Below are 20796 nucleotides of genomic sequence, written 5' to 3'. Positions count from 1 at the left end.
TGATTTGTGAAAATAAGGAGGATTATCGTATTGGCAGATGATCGTAAAGCAGCGTTAGAAGCTGCGTTGAAAAAAATTGAAAAGAACTATGGTAAGGGTTCGATCATGAAGTTAGGCGAAAAGATTGACCAACAGATTTCTACCATCCCAAGTGGTTCACTTGCACTAGATGTTGCATTGGGAGTTGGTGGCTATCCTCGAGGCCGAATCGTTGAAGTCTATGGACCAGAAAGTTCAGGTAAGACCACAGTTGCCTTACATGCAATTGCTGAAGTACAAAGAAATGGTGGCACAGCAGCGTTTATTGATGCTGAACATGCCTTAGATCCACAATATGCCCAAAAATTAGGCGTAAATATCGATGAATTACTTCTTTCTCAACCTGATACTGGTGAACAGGGATTAGAAATCGCTGATGCTTTAGTATCAAGTGGTGCGGTTGACATCGTTGTTGTCGATTCTGTAGCAGCTCTAGTTCCTCGTGCAGAAATTGATGGCGAAATGGGTGATTCTCACGTAGGGTTACAAGCTCGTCTAATGTCTCAAGCATTACGTAAATTGTCAGGATCGATCAATAAAACAAAAACGATCGCGATCTTTATCAACCAGATCCGTGAAAAAGTCGGCGTGATGTTTGGTAATCCTGAAATCACACCAGGGGGACGTGCGTTGAAATTCTACGCAACGATCCGTTTAGAAGTCCGTCGTGCGGAACAATTAAAACAAGGAACAGATATTGTTGGTAACCGTACAAAGATCAAAGTGGTGAAAAATAAAGTTGCGCCACCGTTCAAAATTGCTGAAGTAGATGTCATGTACGGCCAAGGTATTTCTCAAGAAGGAGAATTACTGGATATGGCTGTTGAAAAAGACATCGTTGATAAGAGCGGAGCTTGGTACTCTTATAAAGAAGACCGTATCGGGCAAGGACGCGAAAATGCAAAAATCTATATGGCAAATCATCCAGAAATGATGGCAGAAGTTTCTGCATTGGTACGTGCGGCTTATGGTATCGGCGAAGAAGTCGAAGTACCAGAAGAAGCACAGGCAGAACTACCATTAGAAGAATAATTGAATCAAGAAACAACAGGTAAACGAGTAGATGACTTGTTTGCCTGTTTTTTTATCTTTAAACCACTAATTTTCGTGTAGCGATAGGTGCAAGCCGAATATTTTTTTAACGTTCCTTATTCTGGATATTTTTGATGACAAGATTTATAAAAACACTATAATTATATGTAAAACGTCCCTTTAACGAAAAAACAGTAAACCGTTTCCTTACGTATTTAAAGTTGACACTGTGGGGTACAAACATTAGAATAAACTTGTGTACATATTTGTACACATATGCGAGAAGCATATTGACAAGTTTAGAATACTTTATCATAGAAGTTGTACAGATGATAAAAATGAAAAAGATAGTATGGAGGTGGATTTTATGGTATTCAACATTCTCCTCGCTATCATCGGTTTAATTGTCGGTCTTGGTTTAGGGTTTATGGTTGCGAAGTCACGTCACGAGAAAGAAATTGCTGGTGCACAATCATCAGCAGCTGGAATTATCGATAGTGCAAAGAAAGAAGCAGAAACTCTAAAAAAAGAAGCATTGTTAGAAGCTAAGGAAGAAAATCAGAAATATCGTTCTGAAGTTGAAAGTGAGCTGAGAGAAAGCAAATTAGAATTAAAATCTCAAGAAAATCGATTGATTCAACGCGAACAAACATTGAATCGAAAAGATGACTCGTTGGAAAAACGTGAGAACTCACTTGAAAGTAAAGAAGAAGCACTTAGTTCAAAACAGCAATTAATTGAAGAGCGAGAAAAAGACGTTGAAAAATTGGTTGAAGATCAACAAAAAGAATTAGAAAAAATTGCTGGTTTATCGAAAGAAGATGCAAAAGAAGTCATCATGAAGTCAACCGAAGAAGAGTTGAATCATGAATTAACTCTAATGGTAAAAGAATCTGAACAGCGAGCAAAAGAAGAAGCTGATCGTAAAGCGAAAAATCTTTTGTCATTAGCAATCCAACGCTGTGCAGCAGACCAAGTATCTGAAACGACAGTATCTGTTGTCACATTACCAAACGATGAGATGAAGGGCCGAATCATTGGTCGTGAAGGTCGAAACATTCGAACACTGGAAACATTGACAGGAATCGATTTGATCATCGACGATACCCCAGAAGCAGTTGTACTTTCTGGCTTTGATCCGATCCGTCGCGAAATCGCACGAATGACCTTGGAAAAACTGATCCAAGATGGCCGAATCCATCCAGCACGCATTGAGGAAATGGTCGAAAAATCGCGTAAAGAAATGGATGAACGAATTCGTGAATACGGAGAAGAAGCCGCATTTGAAGTTGGAGCGCATACGTTGCATCCTGATCTAATCAAGATCATGGGACGTCTACATTTCCGAACAAGTTATGGACAGAATGTATTGAAACATTCTGTTGAAGTAGCAAAACTTTCTGGTATCTTAGCTGCTGAACTCGGCGAAGATATCCAATTAGCGAAACGTGCAGGCTTGCTTCATGATATTGGTAAAGCCTTGGATCACGAAATTGAAGGATCACACGTTGAGATCGGTGCTGAATTAGCAGCGAAATACAAAGAAAATCCAGTAGTGATCAATGCGATTGCATCACATCATGGCGACGTTGAAGCAACATCAGTCATCTCTGTATTAGTAGCTGCAGCGGATGCCTTGTCAGCCGCTCGCCCAGGAGCACGTAGTGAATCACTAGAAAACTATATCCGTCGTTTGAGAAGCCTAGAAAACATCTCCAATAGTTTTGCAGGAGTTGAATCAAGCTTTGCGGTCCAAGCAGGACGTGAAGTTCGAGTAATGGTCAAACCGGATGAAATTTCTGATCTAGATGCTGTTCGTTTAGTTCGTGATATCAGAAAACGGATTGAAGATGAACTAGATTATCCGGGACATATCAAAGTAATCGTCATCCGTGAAACACGAGCAACAGATTATGCAAAATAAAAAAGCGATGCAAGTTGAGGCTTGCATCGTTTTTTTATTTATCTAACATTTCAAGGTCTTTTTCGATCGTTGTATTGATGCCTTTGATGATGGCAGGGATAAATCCGGCTTCTTCTAAAGCAACTACACCAGCAACCGTTGTTCCACCTGGTGAGGATACTTGGTCAACTAGTTCCCAAGGATTCTCATCACTAGCGAGAAATTTTTGGCAAGAACCCATAATTGCTTTAGCTGCGATTTCTGTTGCCATTTTTTTCGGTAAGCCATTTAGTACTCCTGCACGTCCCATAGCATCGATCAGCATATAGATAAAGGCGGGAGAACTTCCAGCTAGTCCGATAAATGTACTGAAATCATCTTCCGCTAATTGATAGACACTACCAATTGCTTCGAAAATATCAGTTGCCTGTTTCAACTCGCTATCTGTCACAGTACGGCTTTTACAAATTGCTGAAACACCAGCACCAACGCTAACGTTGACATTTGGCATGACCCGGATGATTTTAGCATCAAGGTTATTTAATGATTCTGTTAAATCGCTGATTGCTTTTCCTGAGGCAATCGAAATGAATAAACGTTTTTTACTATAACTTCGCAAATCTTTCAGTACTTGGTCGATGATCTTAGGTTTGACAGCTAAAAGAATCGTTTCGACTTGTTCTGCGACTTCTTGATTGCTTTTACAAGCAGTCACGCCTATTTTATCAGCAAAGCGTTTGGCATTTTCGTAATGACCACTAGAAACGAAGATGTCTTCTTTTGCAACAGTCCCTTTTTCGAGCAATCCATTGATGATTGCTTGAGCCATGTTTCCTGTTCCGATAAACCCGATTTTCATGATATCCTCTCCTTTATTTTTAGCATATCTTTCTTTTGGATGAAGGGCAAGTAAAGAATCATGAAAATTATGTTTAGAAATAGAAGAGAGATTCCTATACAAAAGTGGAAAAAATAGGATAAATAGGCTAACATTAATTCATAGAACGAAAGTAATCGAGTTAGGAAGGGTAAAATGTGAAAAATAAACGACACTTGATGCTTCAATGGATCAAAGATCACAGTCTGGTTTTGAAATTGATTTTTTTTGGATCAGTTCTGGTATTTGTAGCAAATCAAGTAGCTAATATTGCGCATGGCATGAGTTGGCAAGATATTTGGCAAACGATGGGACAACAAAATCATTTCACCCTTGCGTTAATGATCCTTATGGGGTTGATCGGGGTTCTTCCAATGCTGCTGTATGATTGGGTGACGATTCGTGTACTTGAAAAGCAAGGAAAGCCCAAAATGAAGCGACAGGATTTTTTCTTGGCTGCTTTTATTACGAATACGATCAATAATCTAGCTGGTTTTGGCGGGATTGTTGGTGCTAGTCTTCGAGCTAGTTTTTATGGGAAAGATTCAAATCGGAAGAGGGTACTTGCAACGGTTTCTAAAGTAGCCTTATTCATGCTGACAGGGTTATCTATCTGGTCCTTTATTACTTTTTTTGATGTGTTTGTTCTTCAAGAATCAACTATTTTTAGAGGGTACTGGATCTGGTTATTGGGCGGAAGTTTTGTGGCACCAGCTATTTTTTTCTTTGCCTATTTAAAAAGAAAAACGCTGTTTGCGGAATTTTATCCTAAAGGCTTGTTGGGTTTGTTGATTGCCTCTTTTGGACAATGGACAGGCGCGCTGTTCGTGTTCTTGCTGATTGGTAGACTGATGAAGGTCGACATCTCCCTTTTTTCTATCTATCCAATGTTTATCATCGCGACGTTGATCGGTATGTTGACAATGGTCCCTGGTGGTATGGGAACCTTCGATGTGCTGATGATCCTAGGGATGAGTCAGTTATCTGTGCGACAGGATATTGCTGTAGTATGGTTACTTTATTATCGCTTATTTTATTATGTGATCCCTTTTGCAACAGGGCTCTTATTGTTCCTTACACAAACCGGGGTCAAAGTAAACCGTTTCTTAGATAATATCCCGCGACTGGTGTTTCAAAAACTGGCGCATCTTGTCTTAGTAAGTGCTGTTTATTTTGCGGGTATCATGATGGTTTTATTGTCCACGATCACGAATCTTTCAACGATTAGTCGGCTATTCCAATTTTTATTGCCATTTTCATTTAACTTTTTAGATCAGATGCTGAATCTGTTAGTTGGATTCTTATTATTAGGATTGGCACGGGCATTAGCGATGAAAGTGAAGAAGGCATTTTTACCAACGATCGTGTTACTTGTTTTTGGCATTATCAATACGGTGACACGAACATTGTCGTGGCAATTGATTGTAGTATATCTCTTGATCTTGTTAGTTGTCTGGTTATCCAGAAAAGAATTTTATCGCCAAAAATTTGTCTATTCTTGGGGAGCTATCGTTTTTGATGCTTGTCTATTTGGTTTTTTGTTTATCGTTTATGCGATTGCCGGCTATCACAGTAGCAGTTTCTGGGTAGGGCGGTTGACGGCAAATCACTTTATCCTGTTTCCGTCTGATGATGTTTGGTTTTCTGGATTGATTGGTCTAGGTATCTCTTTGTTGGCACTAGTCGCTTTATACCAGTATTTAGCAACTACGCCGAAGAAATTAGGAGAAAACTTGCAAATCGAGCGATTGGAAAAGCTTTTGACGCGTTATGGCGGGACAGCAGCAAGTCACTATTTGCGATTGCCTGGCTACACTTATTTTTATTACCAAAAACATCATGAAGACCAAGTCGTCTTTGGGTTTCAAATCAAAGGAAACAAATGTTTTATATTAGGTGATCCAATCGGGAATCCTGAGAGGGTACGTGAAGCAACAGCAGAATTTATGAAAAAAGCCGATTGTTTAGGGTATCAATTAGCGTTTTATAAAGTATCCGAAAAATATGTCGTGACTCTCCATGAAGTTGGTTTTCATTTTACAAAAGTTGGTGAAGCAGGGATTGCTGATCTAACAGCTGAGGAAGTTCCTTGGATCAACCAACAATTGGAATACCAAAAACTGAATAACGAGGGATATCATTTTACTTGGTATGACCAGTTGCCAGAAGAGTTGCTTTTAGCAGTAAGTGAAGTTTCTAGAGAGTGGTTACAGGGAGCACGAGAAAAACATTATTCAGTGGGACGATTTGATACTGCCTATCTTTTATCCAGCGGGGTAGGAATCGTACGCAAAGAGCAGAAGATCGTCGGTTTCATCACAGCACAACCAATAACAAACGAGCAAGCGGGTTATGATTTGTTGCGGACGTTACCAGATGAGCCTGTTGAACTGGCGGATTATTTATTGGCGAATCTATTTGTGGTCTATCAAGAAAAAGGATATTTGGAAGCAAATCTAGGATTGGCACCTCTTGCAAAGGTGGGGGAAACAGATTTTTCTTTTGTACAAGAAAAAGTCATGCACATTGTCTATAATTACGGGAATTTCTTTTATTCCTTTCAATCTGCGTATGAAGAAAAATTGCGTTACGTAACCAGATGGGAAGGACGTTATTTTGCCTACATGAAAGGAAGTAGTTTTGTGTTTGCCACTATGCAATTGTTTATCCTTATCGGTAAAGGAAAAGAAAAAACACCAAGTTTTGCCGAAGAAGTACTCACAGAATTATAGAGCAAGAAAAAGAACTGGGATAAGAAGACAAAAAGCTATTCCAGTTTTTTTCTTTATTATTGAATAAAAGCGATCATGCAAGTCCGTGAACGCATTGGGGGAAGCTATACTTTTATTTTTCCCTGTGATAGAATACTTGCGACTTAGACTTTTTGAACGGGTGAGAGGGATGGAACTGATTGAGAAAGCACCAGCTAAGATAAACTTAGGTTTGGATGTGTTGTATAAGCGCCCTGATGGTTACCATGAACTGGAGATGGTCATGTCGAGTGTTGATTTGGCAGATCATTTGTTCTTTGAAGAAATACCAGAAGATAAGATCATCGTGGAAACAAACAAAGCGTTTTTACCAGTAGACCAGCGTAATAATGTATATCAAGCTGCTTTGTTGTTGAAAAATAAGTATCATGTAAATAAAGGTGTCAAGATTTTTGTTAAAAAGAATATCCCAGTTGCAGCAGGACTTGGTGGGGGGAGTACTGATTGTGCAGCAGCTTTAAGAGGCATCAACAAACTTTGGGATTTAGGCTGCTCTTTGGAAGAGTTGGCGAGTATCGGGCTTGAAGTTGGGACAGATGTTCCATATTGTGTTTATGGGAGCACTTCTTTTGTTAGTGGTAAAGGAGAAAAAATAAACGTTTTATCCCCTATGCCACCATGTTGGGTCGTGTTAGTTAAACCAAGAATGAGCGTTTCAACGCGAACGGTCTTTAAAGAGGTGGATGCGCAACAACTCAATCATCAAGATATTGAGGGATTAGTAGAAGCTATCCAACAGCAAGATTATCAAAAGATGATTGCTAAGATGGGCAACAGCTTGGAAGATGTCACAGGCAGACGACATCCAATCATTCATCAAATCAAAGAACGAATGTTGAAATATGGTGCTGATGCAGCTTTGATGAGTGGTAGTGGTCCAACTGTTTTTGCGTTGTGTCAACATTATTCACGGGCTCAAAGAGTTTATAATGGCTTAAAAGGTTTTTGTGATGAAGTGTATTTAGTTCGTACATTATGATCAAGAGTGATGTGTAGGAAAAGGCGTTTAGAATAAGCAATTGAATAAGAGAGGCTGTTTATTCGGTGGGATGTAGATGGAATGTGAGGTTCATATTTGCTTCGCTTTAAGAATTTCTTTTCTTCAATGTAGACTCTTTTTATGGGCAGTTTGGTTATTGAATGGGTATGAATCATTTTGTTTTGGGAAGTTGGAACAGATGGATGTTCCACTTCCACTTTTTTTGTGTTCAAGGAAAAAACGACGCAAAACGTTTCTCTGAACCATTTGATATGAATGTAGCATCATTTATTTTCCGTTTTGAAAACAAATTTGACCGCTAAATCAGAAATTGGAGTATTTCTATTGACTCAGTTTTTTTATTCTGATAAATTAAGTTCCGTCGACAAATCGTAATTTTCCGATTTGCTTTTTATGAAAGGGGAATATAATGAAAAAATATCTTTTAGGTGTTGCCTTGGCAACTGGATTATTGTTACTAGCTGCTTGTGGAAATACATCCCAAGATACTTCGAAAAAAGATGAATTGACAGTTGTCACTACTTTTTACCCAATGTACGATTTTACTAAAGAAGTAGTGGGTGATGAAGGAAACGTGAAATTGTTGATACCAGCAGGGACTGAACCACACGATTTTGAACCGAGTGCAAAGGAGCAGGCAGAGATTTCTGATGCAGATGTTTTTGTCTATAACAGTTCAGATATGGAATTCTTTGTTGATTCATTAAAAGATTCTGTTGATACAGATAAAACATTGATGATCGAGGCAGCAAAAGGAATCGATCGCTTAGACACGAAGGAAGAAGAACATGAGCATGAAGGGGAAACCTCAGATAGTCATTCTCATGAATATGATCCGCATGTTTGGCTAGATCCCGTTTTAGCAATCAAAGAAGTACAAACGATTGCTTCTGACCTAGGGAAAAAGTACCCAGATAAAAAAGAAACATTTGATAAGAATGCAGCTGCATATATCAAGAAATTAGAAACATTGGATCAAAAATACAATGATGAACTAAAAGGTGCTGCGAATCGCACATTCGTCACACAACATGCTGCGTTTGCTTACTTAGCAAACCAATATGGTCTGACACAAGCAGCAATCTCAGGCGTTTCGCCAGATCAAGAACCTACACCAAGCCGTTTAGCTGAACTGAAAGATTTTGTGAAGAAAGAAAATATCAAAGTGATCTACTTTGAAGAAAATGCTTCTTCTAAAGTTGCAGAAACGTTATCTAGTGAAACAGGTGTGAAATTAGAGGTATTGAATCCGCTAGAAAGCTTGACGAATGAGCAAATCAAAGCGGGAGAAAACTATATTTCTGTGATGGAAAAGAATCTAGATGCATTGAAAGAAAGTATAAAATAAGAACGGAGGTATTTCGCGTGCATTATATCGAAATATCCGATTTAACTTTTTACTATGATGATGAGCCAGTGTTAGAAGATGTTTCTTACTACGCCGATGCCGGTGAATTTGTCATTTTAACAGGAGAAAATGGTGCAGCAAAATCAACGCTGATCAAAGCGTCTTTGGGGTTGTTGAAGCCATCAAAAGGAACGATAAAGATCGCCGAAAAGAATCAAGAAGGAAAAAAATTAAGTGTTGGCTATATTCCCCAGCAGGTTGCTTCTTTTAATGCTGGATTTCCTAGTACGGTAATTGAATTAGTGAGGTCTGGCCGCTATCCAAGAGGTCGCTGGTTCAAACGTCTTTCTGAAAAAGACCATCAGCATGTCAAAAGAGCGTTGGAATCAGTAGGAATGTGGGACATGCGTCATCGGCGTATCGGCGAATTATCTGGTGGACAAAAACAGCGGATCAGTTTGGCTCGGATCTTTGCGACAGATCCTGATTTGTTCATTTTAGATGAGCCGACAACAGGAATGGATGAAGAGTCTCGGAATGAATTTTATCGTTTGCTTCGCCATAGTGCGCATGATCATGGAAAATCTGTATTGATGATTACGCACGATCATGAAGATATCAAACAGTATGCTGATCGTCAGATCCGTTTGGTAAGAAAGGAGGACTCTCCATGGCGTTGCTTTCATATGAATTCATGAGAAGAGCCTTTTTAGCGGCTATCTTTATTGCTGGGATCGCACCTATGTTGGGGGTATTCCTAGTGATAAGAAGACAATCGCTAATGGCTGATACGCTTTCCCATGTATCATTAGCTGGGGTGGCATTAGGATTCTTTTTGAACATCAATCCAACGATGACTACGATGCTTGTTGTTGTTTTAGCAGCTGTCATTTTGGAATACTTGCGTACGATCTACCGCACTTATTCAGAGATATCGATCGCGATACTCATGGCAGGGGGCTTGGCTCTTGCATTGGTACTGATGAATCTCAGCGGTGGAAACTCAGCGACGAGTATCCAGTCCTACTTATTTGGTTCGATCGTAACCATCACATGGGAACAGGTCATTTTCTTAGGGATACTGTTCGTGGCTATCGGAATATTATTTTTCTTATTCAAACGCCCAATGTACGTTTTGACATTTGACGAAGACACTGCCCATGTCGACGGATTGCCTGTCCACTGGATGTCCATGATGTTCAATGTGATTACAGGTGTTGCAATCGCCGTGATGATCCCGATTGCGGGGGCGCTGTTGATCTCTGCAATCATGGTATTGCCAGCAGCAATCGGAATGCGATTAGGTAAAAGTTTTAATGTAGTCATCGCAATCAGTATCCTTGTTGGGTTTATCGGGATGCTTTCAGGTCTAACCAGTTCGTTTTATTTAGACACCCCCCCAGGAGCGACAATCACTTTAGTCTTTATCGTTTTATTCCTGCTGGTGAATTTGATCAAACGATTGCTTGTAGCATTTAAACGTAAAAGTAGATAAATAGTAAAAAGAAAAGGCAATGAAAACGAAAAATTTTCATCGTCTTTTCTTTTTTTTAGATAAATACCGAACTATTTTCTTATTTTTTTATAAAATGCTCGAATTTTTGAGTAAAAACTTATATAATGTAAAACGATAAAATTTTTTGAAAAAGGAGCTGGAATATGTGAAAGTACGTCGCAGTGAACGACTTGTTGATATGACTCAGTATTTATTAGAACATCCACACGAATTAATTTCGTTAACAAGTTTTGCCGAACGTTACGAATCTGCTAAATCATCAATCAGTGAAGATCTAGCAATCATTAAGAAGACCTTCAGAGAAAGAGGCTATGGTATATTAGAAACCATCCCAGGAGCAGCTGGAGGTGTGTTGTTCATACCAGAAATCTCTTATGAGGAAGCCAAAAAATATGTTGAGTCACTAGCTGAACGTTTGTCAGAACAAGATCGTTTATTGCCTGGCGGTTATGTTTATTTATCTGATTTATTAGGTGAACCCGAATTGTTGCGCCAAGTGGGTAAAATCATTGCTTCAAAATATTTAGGTGAAAAAATCGATGCAGTGATGACCGTAGCAACGAAAGGCGTGCCGATTGCACAAGCCGTTTCTTATTATTTGAACGCACCGTTTGTCATCGTTCGTCGTGATTCAAAAATCACTGAAGGATCGACTGTCAGTGTCAATTATGTTTCTGGTTCATCTGAAAGAATCGAAAAAATGGAACTTTCAAAAAGAAGTCTTAAGAGAGGTTCACGTGTGCTAGTCGTTGACGATTTCATGAAAGGCGGAGGAACAGTGAATGGGATGAAGAGCTTGATCGAAGAATTCGAATCAGAGCTTGTCGGGATCACAGTCTTTGCTGAATCAAAATTCAATGGACATCGAGCAATCGATGATTACACCTCACTTCTCTATGTCAAAGATGTTGACACTAAGACGAAGAATATTACAGTCGTGCCAGGAAATTATTTTTCAGAATAAGAAAAAATATACGATTGTTTTAGTCCACAAGTGACTACAATAAAGAGGCCGGGTCACAAGAAAGAAGAAGGAATTCACAGAAATTGTTTTCAAAATTTTTGCGAATTTCGGCTTATTTTTTCGAAGAGGTTACTTCTGATCCCACCGTTTATTCTGATCAAGAAGGTGAGATAAAAGTGATTTTACTTTTATCTCACCTTCTTTTTTCTGATGGTTGTCAGGAAGGATTTCAGCTAGGCTATTGTCAAATGGTCTAGGTTATAATTATAGATGGTTTGGTTGAAAAAATAGGAATAGTGGGCTAAACTTAAAACCATAATATATACAATTAGGAGTGACGCAATTGGACGCACGTTATGCAATTATTTTGGCTGCGGGAAAAGGTACACGTATGAAGTCAAAATTATATAAAGTTTTACATCCAGTTTCAGGAAAGCCAATGGTTGAGCATATCATCAATCGGGTAAGTGAAACGAACCCTGATCAAATCATCACCATCGTAGGTCACGGTGCAGACCAAGTGAAAGAACAATTAGGTGAAAGAAGCGAGTACGCTTTACAAGCAGAACAATTAGGAACTGGTCATGCTGTGTTACAAGCTGCTTCTTATTTAGAAGGAAAAGAAGGAACAACTTTGGTCATCAGTGGAGATACACCGTTATTGACCACTGAAACATTGAATAATCTTTTTGAATACCACCAAGGAAAAAACGCAAGTGCAACGATTTTGACAGCACAAGCAGATGATCCTACTGGTTATGGACGGATCATCCGAGATCATATCGGGATCGTTGAAAAAATCGTGGAACAAAAAGATACTACTCCAGAAGAAGCATTAGTCCAAGAAATCAATACGGGAACCTACTGCTTCGATAATCGTGCACTGTTTGACGCACTAAGTAAAGTAGGTACGGACAATGCGCAAGGCGAATATTATCTAACAGATATTATCGAGATCCTTAAAGAGGAAGGCAATACGGTAGCTGCTTATCAAACAGACGATTTTGATGAATCAATGGGGGTCAATGACCGAATTGCATTAGCTAAAGCCAATGAATTGATGCGCCAACGAATCAACAAAATGCATATGGTCAATGGGGTTAGTTTTGTTGACCCTGCAACGACATACATTGATGCTGGTGTAGTGATCGGTGCAGATACTATAATAGAAGCGGGCGTACAACTTCAAGGCAACACGGTGATCGGGAATGATTGCTTCATTGGTGCGCATTCACGCATCGTTGACAGCACGATCGAAGACCACGTAGTCGTTGAAAACTCTGTGATTGAAAGCAGTCTTGTAAAACGTCATGCTGATGTCGGTCCATTTGCGCACCTTCGTCCGAAAGCGGAAATTGGTGAAGGCGCACATATCGGGAACTTTGTCGAAGTGAAAAATGCGCAAATTGGTAAAAATACCAAAGTCGGCCATCTGACTTATGTGGGTGATGCGACATTAGGTGAAGAAATCAATGTTGGTTGTGGCGTAGTATTTGTAAATTATGATGGCAAAAACAAGCACCATACAACGATTGGCGACCATAGTTTCGTTGGTTCAAACGCAAATATCATCGCGCCAGTCGAAGTGGCAAAAAATTCGTCCATTGCTGCCGGATCAACAATTACTGATGATATCCCAGAATATGCGATGGCAATTGCGCGTGCAAGACAAGTCAATAAAGAAGGATATGCTAAAAAATTCCCTTATTTAAATTAATACTTTTGCAAAAACCCTTGATTTATTCTGAAAATATGACTAGTATTTAGTAGGTAGAATTCTAGAGTTGTGAAAAAGAAAGTGGAGGTCCCCATGTCAAAACATTACTTTGACCCAAGATTAAAAATTTTTGCGTTAAATTCAAATCGCCCATTAGCAGAAAAAATCGCTGCGGCCGTCGGTGTCGAATTGGGTAAATCATCTGTTACTCAATTTAGTGATGGAGAAATCCAAGTGAATATCGAAGAAAGTATTCGTGGTTCACATGTGTATGTCATCCAATCAACAAGTAGTCCAGTAAATGATAACTTGATGGAATTATTGATTATGATCGATGCATTGAAACGTGCGAGTGCCAAAACAATCAACGTTGTGATGCCTTATTATGGTTATGCTCGCCAAGACCGTAAAGCACGTGCGAGAGAACCGATCACTGCAAAATTGGTTGCAAATATGATTCAAAAAGCTGGAGCAACAAGAATGTTGACCCTTGATTTACATGCTGTCCAAATCCAAGGATTCTTTGATATTCCTGTCGATCACTTAATGGGTGCACCATTGATCGCAAATTATTTCTTAGAAAAAGGCATTAAAGGGGACGATGTAGTCGTTGTTTCACCAGACCATGGTGGTGTAACTCGTGCGCGTAAATTAGCCGAGTTTCTAAAAGCACCGATTGCAATCATTGACAAACGCCGTCCAAAAGCAAATGTGGCAGAAGTAATGAACATCATCGGACAAGTAGAAGGAAAAACATGTGTCTTGATCGATGATATGATCGATACTGCGGGAACTATCACTTTAGCCGCAAATGCATTAAAAGAAGCTGGAGCAGTCAGTGTATATGCTTCATGTACACATCCAGTGTTATCTGGTCCAGCGTTACAACGGATTGAAGATTCAGCAATCGAACGTTTAGTTGTAACAGATTCCATCTACCTTCCAGAAGATCGTAAAATCGATAAGATCGATGAAGTGAGCGTTGGTGGTTTGATGGGTGATGCGATCAAACGTATCCATGAAAACAAACCAGTTAGTCCTTTATTTGAAACAAAAAAATAAGGGATATCTGAAAATTAAATAGAATCACAAAGGGGAGCCTGTCTGGGCTGAGATTGAATATTATTTCTAAACCCTTCGTACCTGTTTCGGTCATGCGAACGTAGGAATTGTGACGAGTAGTAGATACTCATCTTGAAGTATCTGCTGGAGTAATGATTTTGAAATTACTTCCTCCTTTGTGGTTTTTATACTAAAAAGGAGGAAGTTTTTTTATGGAAAAGAAGTACAGCGTTTGGATTGAAGGAACGATCGTGGCTGCTTTAGCACTGGTTCTATCATTGATCCCATTGCAAATAGGTAGTAGTTTTTCAATTTTACTAGGTCAGATCCCACTCACGTTGTTTGCACTAAGACGAGGTTGGAAAGCCGGTTTACTCTCGGGATTTATTTGGGGGATTCTCCATTTTCCGACCGGACAAGTTTACTATCTTAGTGTTATCCAAGTTCTGATCGAATATCCGATCGCATTTACTTTCGCAGGATTTGCTGGCCTCTTTTCCAAGAGAATGCAAAAAAATGTTATAGAAGGAAATACACGGGGAATGACCACCACTATTGTATCAGGAACAATTGTTGGTGTGGGGGCAAGATATTTTTGGCACTTCATCGCAGGTGTTGTTTTTTGGGGAAGTTATGCATTATGGGGAATGAATCCATGGATTTTTTCTTTCGTCATGAATGGGGCAAGTGGTCTTGCGACAGGAGTAGTCACTATCGTCGTTTTAATTGGGATTGAACGAACGATGCCGGCATTATTCCTAGGCCACAGCCAAAGACAAAGAAATAGTTTCTGAAAAATATGAAGTACGATCAGGAACAGTAATAGATAAATGAAAAACATACTAAGATTAGAGGGTAAATTCATCGACGGATGAAATTACCCTCTAATCTTAGTATGTTTTTGTTTGAATAGGGTTCTTAAAAGATGTCCCGTTTGTTTTTGGAGTGGACAAAAGAAATGTTTCCCCTGATCTAATGCTTTTACTGAAAAAATGGAAACGTCTGTCTTGCCCGTTTTAAATCAATGTATTCGCAGTAAAATCAACTGCTTCACCTTCAAGTTTCCAATGCCGATCAGCGGCTTGGTAAACTAAAGTCCCGATTGCTTCTTCTTCACGGTAGCGTGTTCCTTTTAATTTCCAAATATAATCTTCGATCACATAAATAGGAATACGATATTCATCGTTGACCAATCCACCTTGTTCAAATGAAAAGATGATGCCTTCTTGCATTAAATTACGCATATCTTTTAATAGATCGACACTGATGTTCTCAACAGGGATATCACGACGGAAAAAGGATTTTTTCTCGTTGATTTTTTCAAATAAGATCGTGCTTAATTTATTTGCGAAAATCCGGTAAAATTCGTCTAAATAGCGATAATAAATACGTCCTAATTGATCATTTAAATCGAAATAAACAAAATTATTTTGTAACTTATAAAAAAATGGAGAATGAAGATGTGTTTTCATGTGTCCAAAGTAAAGTAACTCAGAAATTTCTAAGGGTGTTAGTTCTTTTAACATCGTTAGATCACTGAAGTCGATCCATTTTAAATCGCCAGAACGATTTCTATTACGTACAGAGGCAAAAAATTGCTGGATATTTTCTGTACCACGGATAACTTTCAGACCGGTATGTGACTCGTACTCACCAGCGGTCGTTGAAGGGTCCAACAATAACAAATTTTGTGGAAAATGCACGATGCCGTTTGAAAAATCACTGATCGTCAGTCCTTTTGTTAAAACTGCATTACTTGTCGTATCGATATGTACATAAACTGACTCAGTCATCATGCTCCTCCTCTTAGCCTTTATCTCTTTTATTTTACAACATTTATCATAAAAAAGCTTGTTTCTTTTATTTTAAAATTCCATTACAAAACCGCTTGTTATCTGAAAGCCATACCATTTTTTGGATTACTTAATAAATCCTTTAAAAAGCCACATATACTGATATTTTTGCAACAACTAATTCATTTTAGTATTTCTCAAAAAAATAGTATACTAAAAATAAAAAACAAATTCTCTAACTAGTTTATGTGTGCCACTTGTTATAATTACCGGAAAAGGAGAAGAAAATGAATATTCAACGGGTGTATAGTTCAGAGAGAAAATGGCTCTCTCGATCACTGCAACGTTCGCTACAAGTAGTGCCATTTTACCCTACCCATCAAGAAAGTCGGCAAATGTTTTGGCAGAGTACAAAAAAACGACAGGCTTGGAGATATACTGTTGAAAACCAAACAGTTTATTTTGTAGTGGAGTTCACGGATACACGAATGATCATTTGCAATCTTCTAGTAGAAAAAAGCCCTACTGATTGGTGTTCTTTCTTCATGCAACTGGAAAGCTGTGGACGGTACTTCTTCAAAAAGAGTTGTGAATTACGATTTGAAGAACCACTATCTTCTGAATGGCACGAGCGACTACTCTTGCACCAATATGAAACGACTACTCACCAAACGGGTCAACACGTTTGGCAAAAAAAGCTGAATTATTGCAGTGGGTTAGTATTGGGTGGCGGCGGGGCACATGGAGCCTACCAAATTGGTGTATGGAAAGCATTGAAGGAAAAGGATCTTGCATTTGAAATCATTACCGGTACTTCAGTCGAGGCACTGAATGGTGTATTGATTTTACAAAATGATCTGGACCAAGCCATTTCATTATGGAAAAAACTCACCACGAGCCAAGTGATGGAATTTCCAAAAAGAACAGATGAAAACGATCTTAGAAAAAGATTTATTCAAGAAACGAGACAGATGGCTAGGTCGGCAATTGTAGAGGGCGGTACCTCGATCGCACCGTTAGAAAATTTATTACGGCGAATGCTTGAACCACAGAAAATATTAGCCACATCGAAGCCTCGATTATTTACAGTAGCGACAAGATTACCTGATTTTACGGAAGTTGTCACACCAATCCAGCAATTATCTGCGGAAGAAATAGCAGATTGGATACTTGCTTCCGCTGCCTTTTATCCTGCCATGGCTTATCAAAAAATCAGTGGATCAAAATATATCGATGGCGGGTATCGAAATAATTTACCGGTAGATGTTGCCATCCAGCATGGGGCGACGGAGTGCTTTGTGGTTGATATCAATGGTCCCGGTATAACTAAAAAAATCACACCACCACCTGGTTTCGTCCAATGGGAATGTGGCTCATTATGGTCCTTAGGTGGCTTTTTGATCTTTGATAGTCAGAGGAATCAGATGAATATCCAGTTAGGTTACTTAGAAACAAAGAAAGTTTTAGGTGATTTCCAAGGAAAATGGTATACATTCTTTACCGCCAAAGAGGCAGAAGGTAGTTGGCGTAAATTTTTGAACTATTTGATGAAAGACGTGCAAATCGATCTATCCTTTTGGTCGGACCCAAAATTTTGGCGCGATTTGCGTAAGTTATATAAAGACAGGGTGGTCATTGAGACATGCGGACTGGCAATGCTCGAACTACTAGCAAAAAAAAGAGTTGTTTTACCGAATAAAGTGTATCATTTTAATGAAATGGTGGGGCGGATCTGTAAAGAAAACATACTGACAAAGGACAGCCTCCGATCCATCGGACAATTGAATGCGGAAGAGTGGCAAAAATTTCAGGTATATCAAAAAAAACAAAAGGTTGAACAAGCAAAGCAAGCCACACTTTTTCGACTGATAAGAAATAAAGAAAACGCTAAGCTGCAATCTTCACTTGACGCACAACCAATTGACACATTATTGATCTTGTATTTATATTATCTTAAGGAGGAACAACAATGGCACAAGAATTTTCCTATGAAATCATAGAAGAGATCGCTGTTTTATCAGAAAACAACAAAGGATGGCGCAAAGAATTGAATCTGGTTAGTTGGAACGGACGTCCACCAAAATTTGATCTACGCGATTGGGCACCAGACCATGAAAAGATGGGTAAGGGACTAACACTGACAAACGAAGAATTTGAAGCGCTCCAAAAAGCTATCGAAAATATGTAATGGAAGGGACCCTGTCGAATGAAAAGTATGACTGGTTTTGGCAAAGCCGTCCGTGAAACGAAGAAATACCAAATCGAAATAGAAATCAAAAGTGTAAATCAACGTTTTTTAGACATTCAGATACGTAGCCCAAAAGTATTGAATTTTATTGAAAATGATATTCGACAATTGATCAAACAATATCTAAGTCGCGGCCGAGTAGAGGTTTTTATCAACCTTGCCTATGTAGGGAAAAACCAAAAGCAGCTTTTTATTGACTGGGACTTGATTGATGAACTTGTTTCAAAACTTAAAGGCGGATTTGAGCAACGGTACGGCGATCAGGCCCATCTGGAAATCGGTCGGCTGATCGAAAGATTGGCAATGAACGAAGATTTTGTAATGGTGGAAGAAAAAACAGAAGATGACCTGAATGAACTTTCTGAGTTGGTTATTGCTACGGCAACAGAGGCGCTTGCTGAGATCGAAAAAAGTCGTCAATCGGAAGGACTGGCACTTACTAGTGTATTGCAACAAAATAGTGAAGAGTTCAAACAGACACTTGCAAATCTGACTCGCTTTTTCTCATTGTATGAACAGGAATACCAAGAAAAATATCAAAAGAAATTGGAAGAGTTTCTCGGAACAGTTGTTGATGAGCAAAGATTATTGACAGAACTAGCCATTTTATTGGAACGAGGCGATATCCATGAAGAACTCGATCGCTTAGTGATCCACACCCAAAAGCTCGATAGTTTAGTTGCGGCAACATATCCGGTTGGAAGAGAGTTAGACTTCTTGATCCAAGAAATGAATCGTGAAGTCAATACCATCGGTTCGAAATCAAATGTGATCGAAATCAAGACGCAAGTGGTCCAATTAAAGACAACACTAGAAAAAATACGTGAGCAGATCCAAAACATTGAATAGTAAAGGGGAATACAAAAATGAAATATTACGACATTACATTCCACGAATTAAGTGGGAAAACGATCATCAAGAGAAATATCCCATCCGAAAAGGAAGGTTTTGCTGCTTGGGAAGATGCCTGCAGTAAAGTAACCGAAAATGAATTACAACTTTTAGTGAATGACGGTACTTATGTGACGATGAATCGGAAATTTATCGTTCGGATCGATGCGGAAGAAGTCTCAGATCCAACGGAAAAAGCACTGTCCAGAAAAGATGAGATCATGGGCGTAGTGAATACACTATCGAACATGGGATTCTAGAAATACGAGATCATTTAATAATTGAGAGGTGGAGACAAAAGTGTTTCTTATTTTTGTCTCACTCTCGTTTTTTTATTCTTCTTTCTATGGAAAAATAGAGAAAAGAAGGCACGAATGATAATTGAAAGATAGAAAATAAGGTTAAAAGAACCTGAAAGATCCAGCGAATCATGAAGTAGTCCATTAGCGGTTTCTCATGCAAACGGTGCTTTTTTTTGCTATAATGAAAGATACCCTTGAAAGTTGTAGAAAAAAAGTGCAAAATAAACGTTAGTATAAAAAGACTAGTTGAAAGGACGTCGTCATGGCAGAGCGTGGATTATTAATCGTATTGTCTGGACCATCTGGTGTAGGAAAAGGCACAGTGCGAAAAGCAATTTTTGAGAGTGAGGATAATGATTCCCAATATTCGATTTCAATGACTACACGTAAGATGCGTGCAGGAGAAGTTGAAGGAGTCGATTATTACTTTAGAACCAGAGAAGAATTTGAAGCAATGATCGAAGCAGGCGAAATGTTAGAGTATGCGGAATATGTGGGAAATTATTATGGAACACCACTGTCTTATGTGAATCAAACATTGGATGAGGGAAAAGATGTATTCTTAGAAATCGAAGTCCAAGGTGCCCAACAGGTCAAAGATAAAGTACCTGATGGTGTCTTTATTTTCTTAACACCGCCCGATTTAGCAGAATTGAAATCGCGAATCGTAGGTCGTGGAACAGATGCGGATGAAGTAATCGAAGAACGAATGAAAGTCGCAAGAGCAGAAATCGAAATGATGGCTCTTTATGACTACGCTGTGGTAAATGATGAAGTGCCCCTCGCAGTAGAACGAATCAAAGATATTATTGCAAGCGAACACTTTCGCGTCGAACGTGTTATTGGTAAATATAGAAAAATGTTAAAGGAGATGTAGTCTTATGATGTTAAAACCTTCAATCGACTCATTATTAGATCGTGTCAATTCAAAATATTCTCTAGTTATTTTGGCAAGCAAACGTGCACACGAATTAGATGCTCAAGTACAACCAACAATGGATTCTTTTGAATCTGTAAAAAGTGTGGGTCAAGCACTAGAAGAAATCGAAGCAGGAAATGTGATCAATGATCCACATCCTGAATTAAAACGTGAACGTTTAAGAATGGAAGACGAAGAACGCAAAGCACAAAAAGATCGTGAACAACAAGAATTAGAATCACGTATCCGTGAAGAACAAAATCTATAAAAGCTAGCTTTTTTAGAAATAAAGAATAACTAGCGAAAGCAGTTCGAACAATCAATTGCATAAGCCGAAATTTCCGAAATTTGATTCTCAAATTTTTGTGGAATTTCGGCTTATTTTTCTCATACCCTGAGTCAAAATCTAGCAAA

At 38.9% G+C, this 20796-nt stretch carries 19 protein-coding genes and 1 riboswitch; of the genes, 17 read left to right on the top strand and 2 right to left on the bottom strand.

Annotation, left to right across the window (positions count from 1 at the left end; translation table 11 throughout):
- Positions 1-30: 30 nt before the first annotated feature.
- Positions 31-1071 (top strand): recombinase RecA, encoded by a 1041-nt coding sequence (gene recA, locus ED2_RS07895; protein WP_005875116.1) that lies wholly within the window; start codon positions 31-33, stop codon positions 1069-1071.
- A gap of 367 nt (positions 1072-1438) precedes the next feature.
- A complete protein-coding gene (rny, locus tag ED2_RS07890; RefSeq protein WP_005875117.1) occupies positions 1439-2995 on the top strand; it encodes a ribonuclease Y in 1557 nt (518 codons plus the stop codon).
- A 34-nt stretch (positions 2996-3029) separates the two neighbouring features.
- Here the strand turns inward: rny and proC are convergent, their stop codons facing one another.
- On the bottom strand, positions 3030-3833 hold the full coding sequence (gene proC / locus ED2_RS07885) for a pyrroline-5-carboxylate reductase (RefSeq protein WP_005875119.1): 804 nt from the start codon (positions 3831-3833) through the stop codon (positions 3030-3032).
- Between the two features lie 176 nt (positions 3834-4009).
- Here proC and mprF point away from each other — a divergent pair, with 176 nt between their 5' ends.
- The 9 genes from mprF to thiT all read left to right on the top strand — a co-directional run bounded on the left by mprF (position 4010) and on the right by thiT (position 15023).
- The gene (gene mprF / locus ED2_RS07880; RefSeq protein ID WP_016177763.1) at positions 4010-6583 is read left to right on the top strand and encodes a bifunctional lysylphosphatidylglycerol flippase/synthetase MprF; all 2574 of its coding nucleotides are present in this window, start codon (positions 4010-4012) and stop codon (positions 6581-6583) included.
- Positions 6584-6752: 169 nt separating this feature from the next.
- Positions 6753-7601, top strand: coding sequence for a 4-(cytidine 5'-diphospho)-2-C-methyl-D-erythritol kinase (gene ispE / locus ED2_RS07875; RefSeq protein ID WP_005875124.1), 849 nt, complete (start codon positions 6753-6755; stop codon positions 7599-7601).
- A gap of 430 nt (positions 7602-8031) precedes the next feature.
- A complete protein-coding gene (locus ED2_RS07870) occupies positions 8032-8970 on the top strand; it encodes a metal ABC transporter substrate-binding protein (RefSeq protein WP_016177761.1) in 939 nt (312 codons plus the stop codon).
- Positions 8971-8987: 17 nt separating this feature from the next.
- On the top strand, positions 8988-9668 hold the full coding sequence (locus tag ED2_RS07865; protein ID WP_005875128.1) for a metal ABC transporter ATP-binding protein: 681 nt from the start codon (positions 8988-8990) through the stop codon (positions 9666-9668).
- Positions 9641-10465: a metal ABC transporter permease gene (locus tag ED2_RS07860; RefSeq protein WP_005875130.1), complete on the top strand. Its 825-nt coding sequence runs from the start codon at positions 9641-9643 to the stop codon at positions 10463-10465. Before ED2_RS07865 ends, ED2_RS07860 begins: the two co-directional genes overlap by 28 nt.
- 166 nt (positions 10466-10631) lie before the next feature.
- Positions 10632-11450 carry a pur operon repressor gene (gene purR, locus ED2_RS07855; RefSeq protein WP_005875132.1) on the top strand — a complete coding sequence of 273 codons (819 nt, stop codon included), beginning with the start codon at positions 10632-10634 and terminating at the stop codon, positions 11448-11450.
- A 343-nt stretch (positions 11451-11793) separates the two neighbouring features.
- Positions 11794-13167, top strand: a complete 1374-nt coding sequence (gene glmU / locus ED2_RS07850; RefSeq protein WP_016177760.1) for a bifunctional UDP-N-acetylglucosamine diphosphorylase/glucosamine-1-phosphate N-acetyltransferase GlmU — start codon at positions 11794-11796, stop codon at positions 13165-13167.
- Positions 13168-13260: 93 nt separating this feature from the next.
- Positions 13261-14229 carry a ribose-phosphate diphosphokinase gene (locus ED2_RS07845; RefSeq protein ID WP_005875136.1) on the top strand — a complete coding sequence of 323 codons (969 nt, stop codon included), beginning with the start codon at positions 13261-13263 and terminating at the stop codon, positions 14227-14229.
- A gap of 20 nt (positions 14230-14249) precedes the next feature.
- Positions 14250-14353: riboswitch (TPP riboswitch) on the top strand.
- 88 nt (positions 14354-14441) lie between these two features.
- Positions 14442-15023, top strand: coding sequence for an energy-coupled thiamine transporter ThiT (gene thiT, locus ED2_RS07840; protein WP_060789743.1), 582 nt, complete (start codon positions 14442-14444; stop codon positions 15021-15023).
- Positions 15024-15245: 222 nt separating this feature from the next.
- Here the strand turns inward: thiT and ED2_RS07835 are convergent, their stop codons facing one another.
- Positions 15246-16022: a hypothetical protein gene (locus ED2_RS07835; protein WP_005875138.1), complete on the bottom strand. Its 777-nt coding sequence runs from the start codon at positions 16020-16022 to the stop codon at positions 15246-15248.
- Positions 16023-16309: 287 nt separating this feature from the next.
- Here ED2_RS07835 and ED2_RS07830 point away from each other — a divergent pair, with 287 nt between their 5' ends.
- From ED2_RS07830 to rpoZ, 6 genes are all read left to right on the top strand, one after another.
- Positions 16310-18022 (top strand): patatin-like phospholipase family protein, encoded by a 1713-nt coding sequence (locus tag ED2_RS07830; RefSeq protein ID WP_016177759.1) that lies wholly within the window; start codon positions 16310-16312, stop codon positions 18020-18022.
- The gene (locus ED2_RS07825; protein ID WP_016177758.1) at positions 17992-18210 is read left to right on the top strand and encodes a YdbC family protein; all 219 of its coding nucleotides are present in this window, start codon (positions 17992-17994) and stop codon (positions 18208-18210) included. The genes ED2_RS07830 and ED2_RS07825 overlap by 31 nt, the downstream gene beginning before the upstream one ends.
- 18 nt (positions 18211-18228) lie before the next feature.
- Positions 18229-19119, top strand: a complete 891-nt coding sequence (locus ED2_RS07820; protein WP_005875140.1) for a YicC/YloC family endoribonuclease — start codon at positions 18229-18231, stop codon at positions 19117-19119.
- Between the two features lie 17 nt (positions 19120-19136).
- The gene (locus tag ED2_RS07815; protein ID WP_005875141.1) at positions 19137-19421 is read left to right on the top strand and encodes a hypothetical protein; all 285 of its coding nucleotides are present in this window, start codon (positions 19137-19139) and stop codon (positions 19419-19421) included.
- Between the two features lie 304 nt (positions 19422-19725).
- Positions 19726-20340 (top strand): guanylate kinase, encoded by a 615-nt coding sequence (gmk, locus tag ED2_RS07810; protein ID WP_016177757.1) that lies wholly within the window; start codon positions 19726-19728, stop codon positions 20338-20340.
- A gap of 4 nt (positions 20341-20344) precedes the next feature.
- Positions 20345-20650, top strand: coding sequence for a DNA-directed RNA polymerase subunit omega (gene rpoZ / locus ED2_RS07805; protein ID WP_005875143.1), 306 nt, complete (start codon positions 20345-20347; stop codon positions 20648-20650).
- Positions 20651-20796 lie beyond the last annotated feature (146 nt).

The sequence above is a fragment of the Enterococcus durans NBRC 100479 = LMG 10746 genome, assembly GCF_001544215.1.
In the GTDB taxonomy this organism is placed as follows: domain Bacteria; phylum Bacillota; class Bacilli; order Lactobacillales; family Enterococcaceae; genus Enterococcus_B; species Enterococcus_B durans.
The sequence above is the reverse complement of the archived record's forward strand: the minus strand, read 5'-3'. Positions and strand labels throughout refer to the sequence as shown.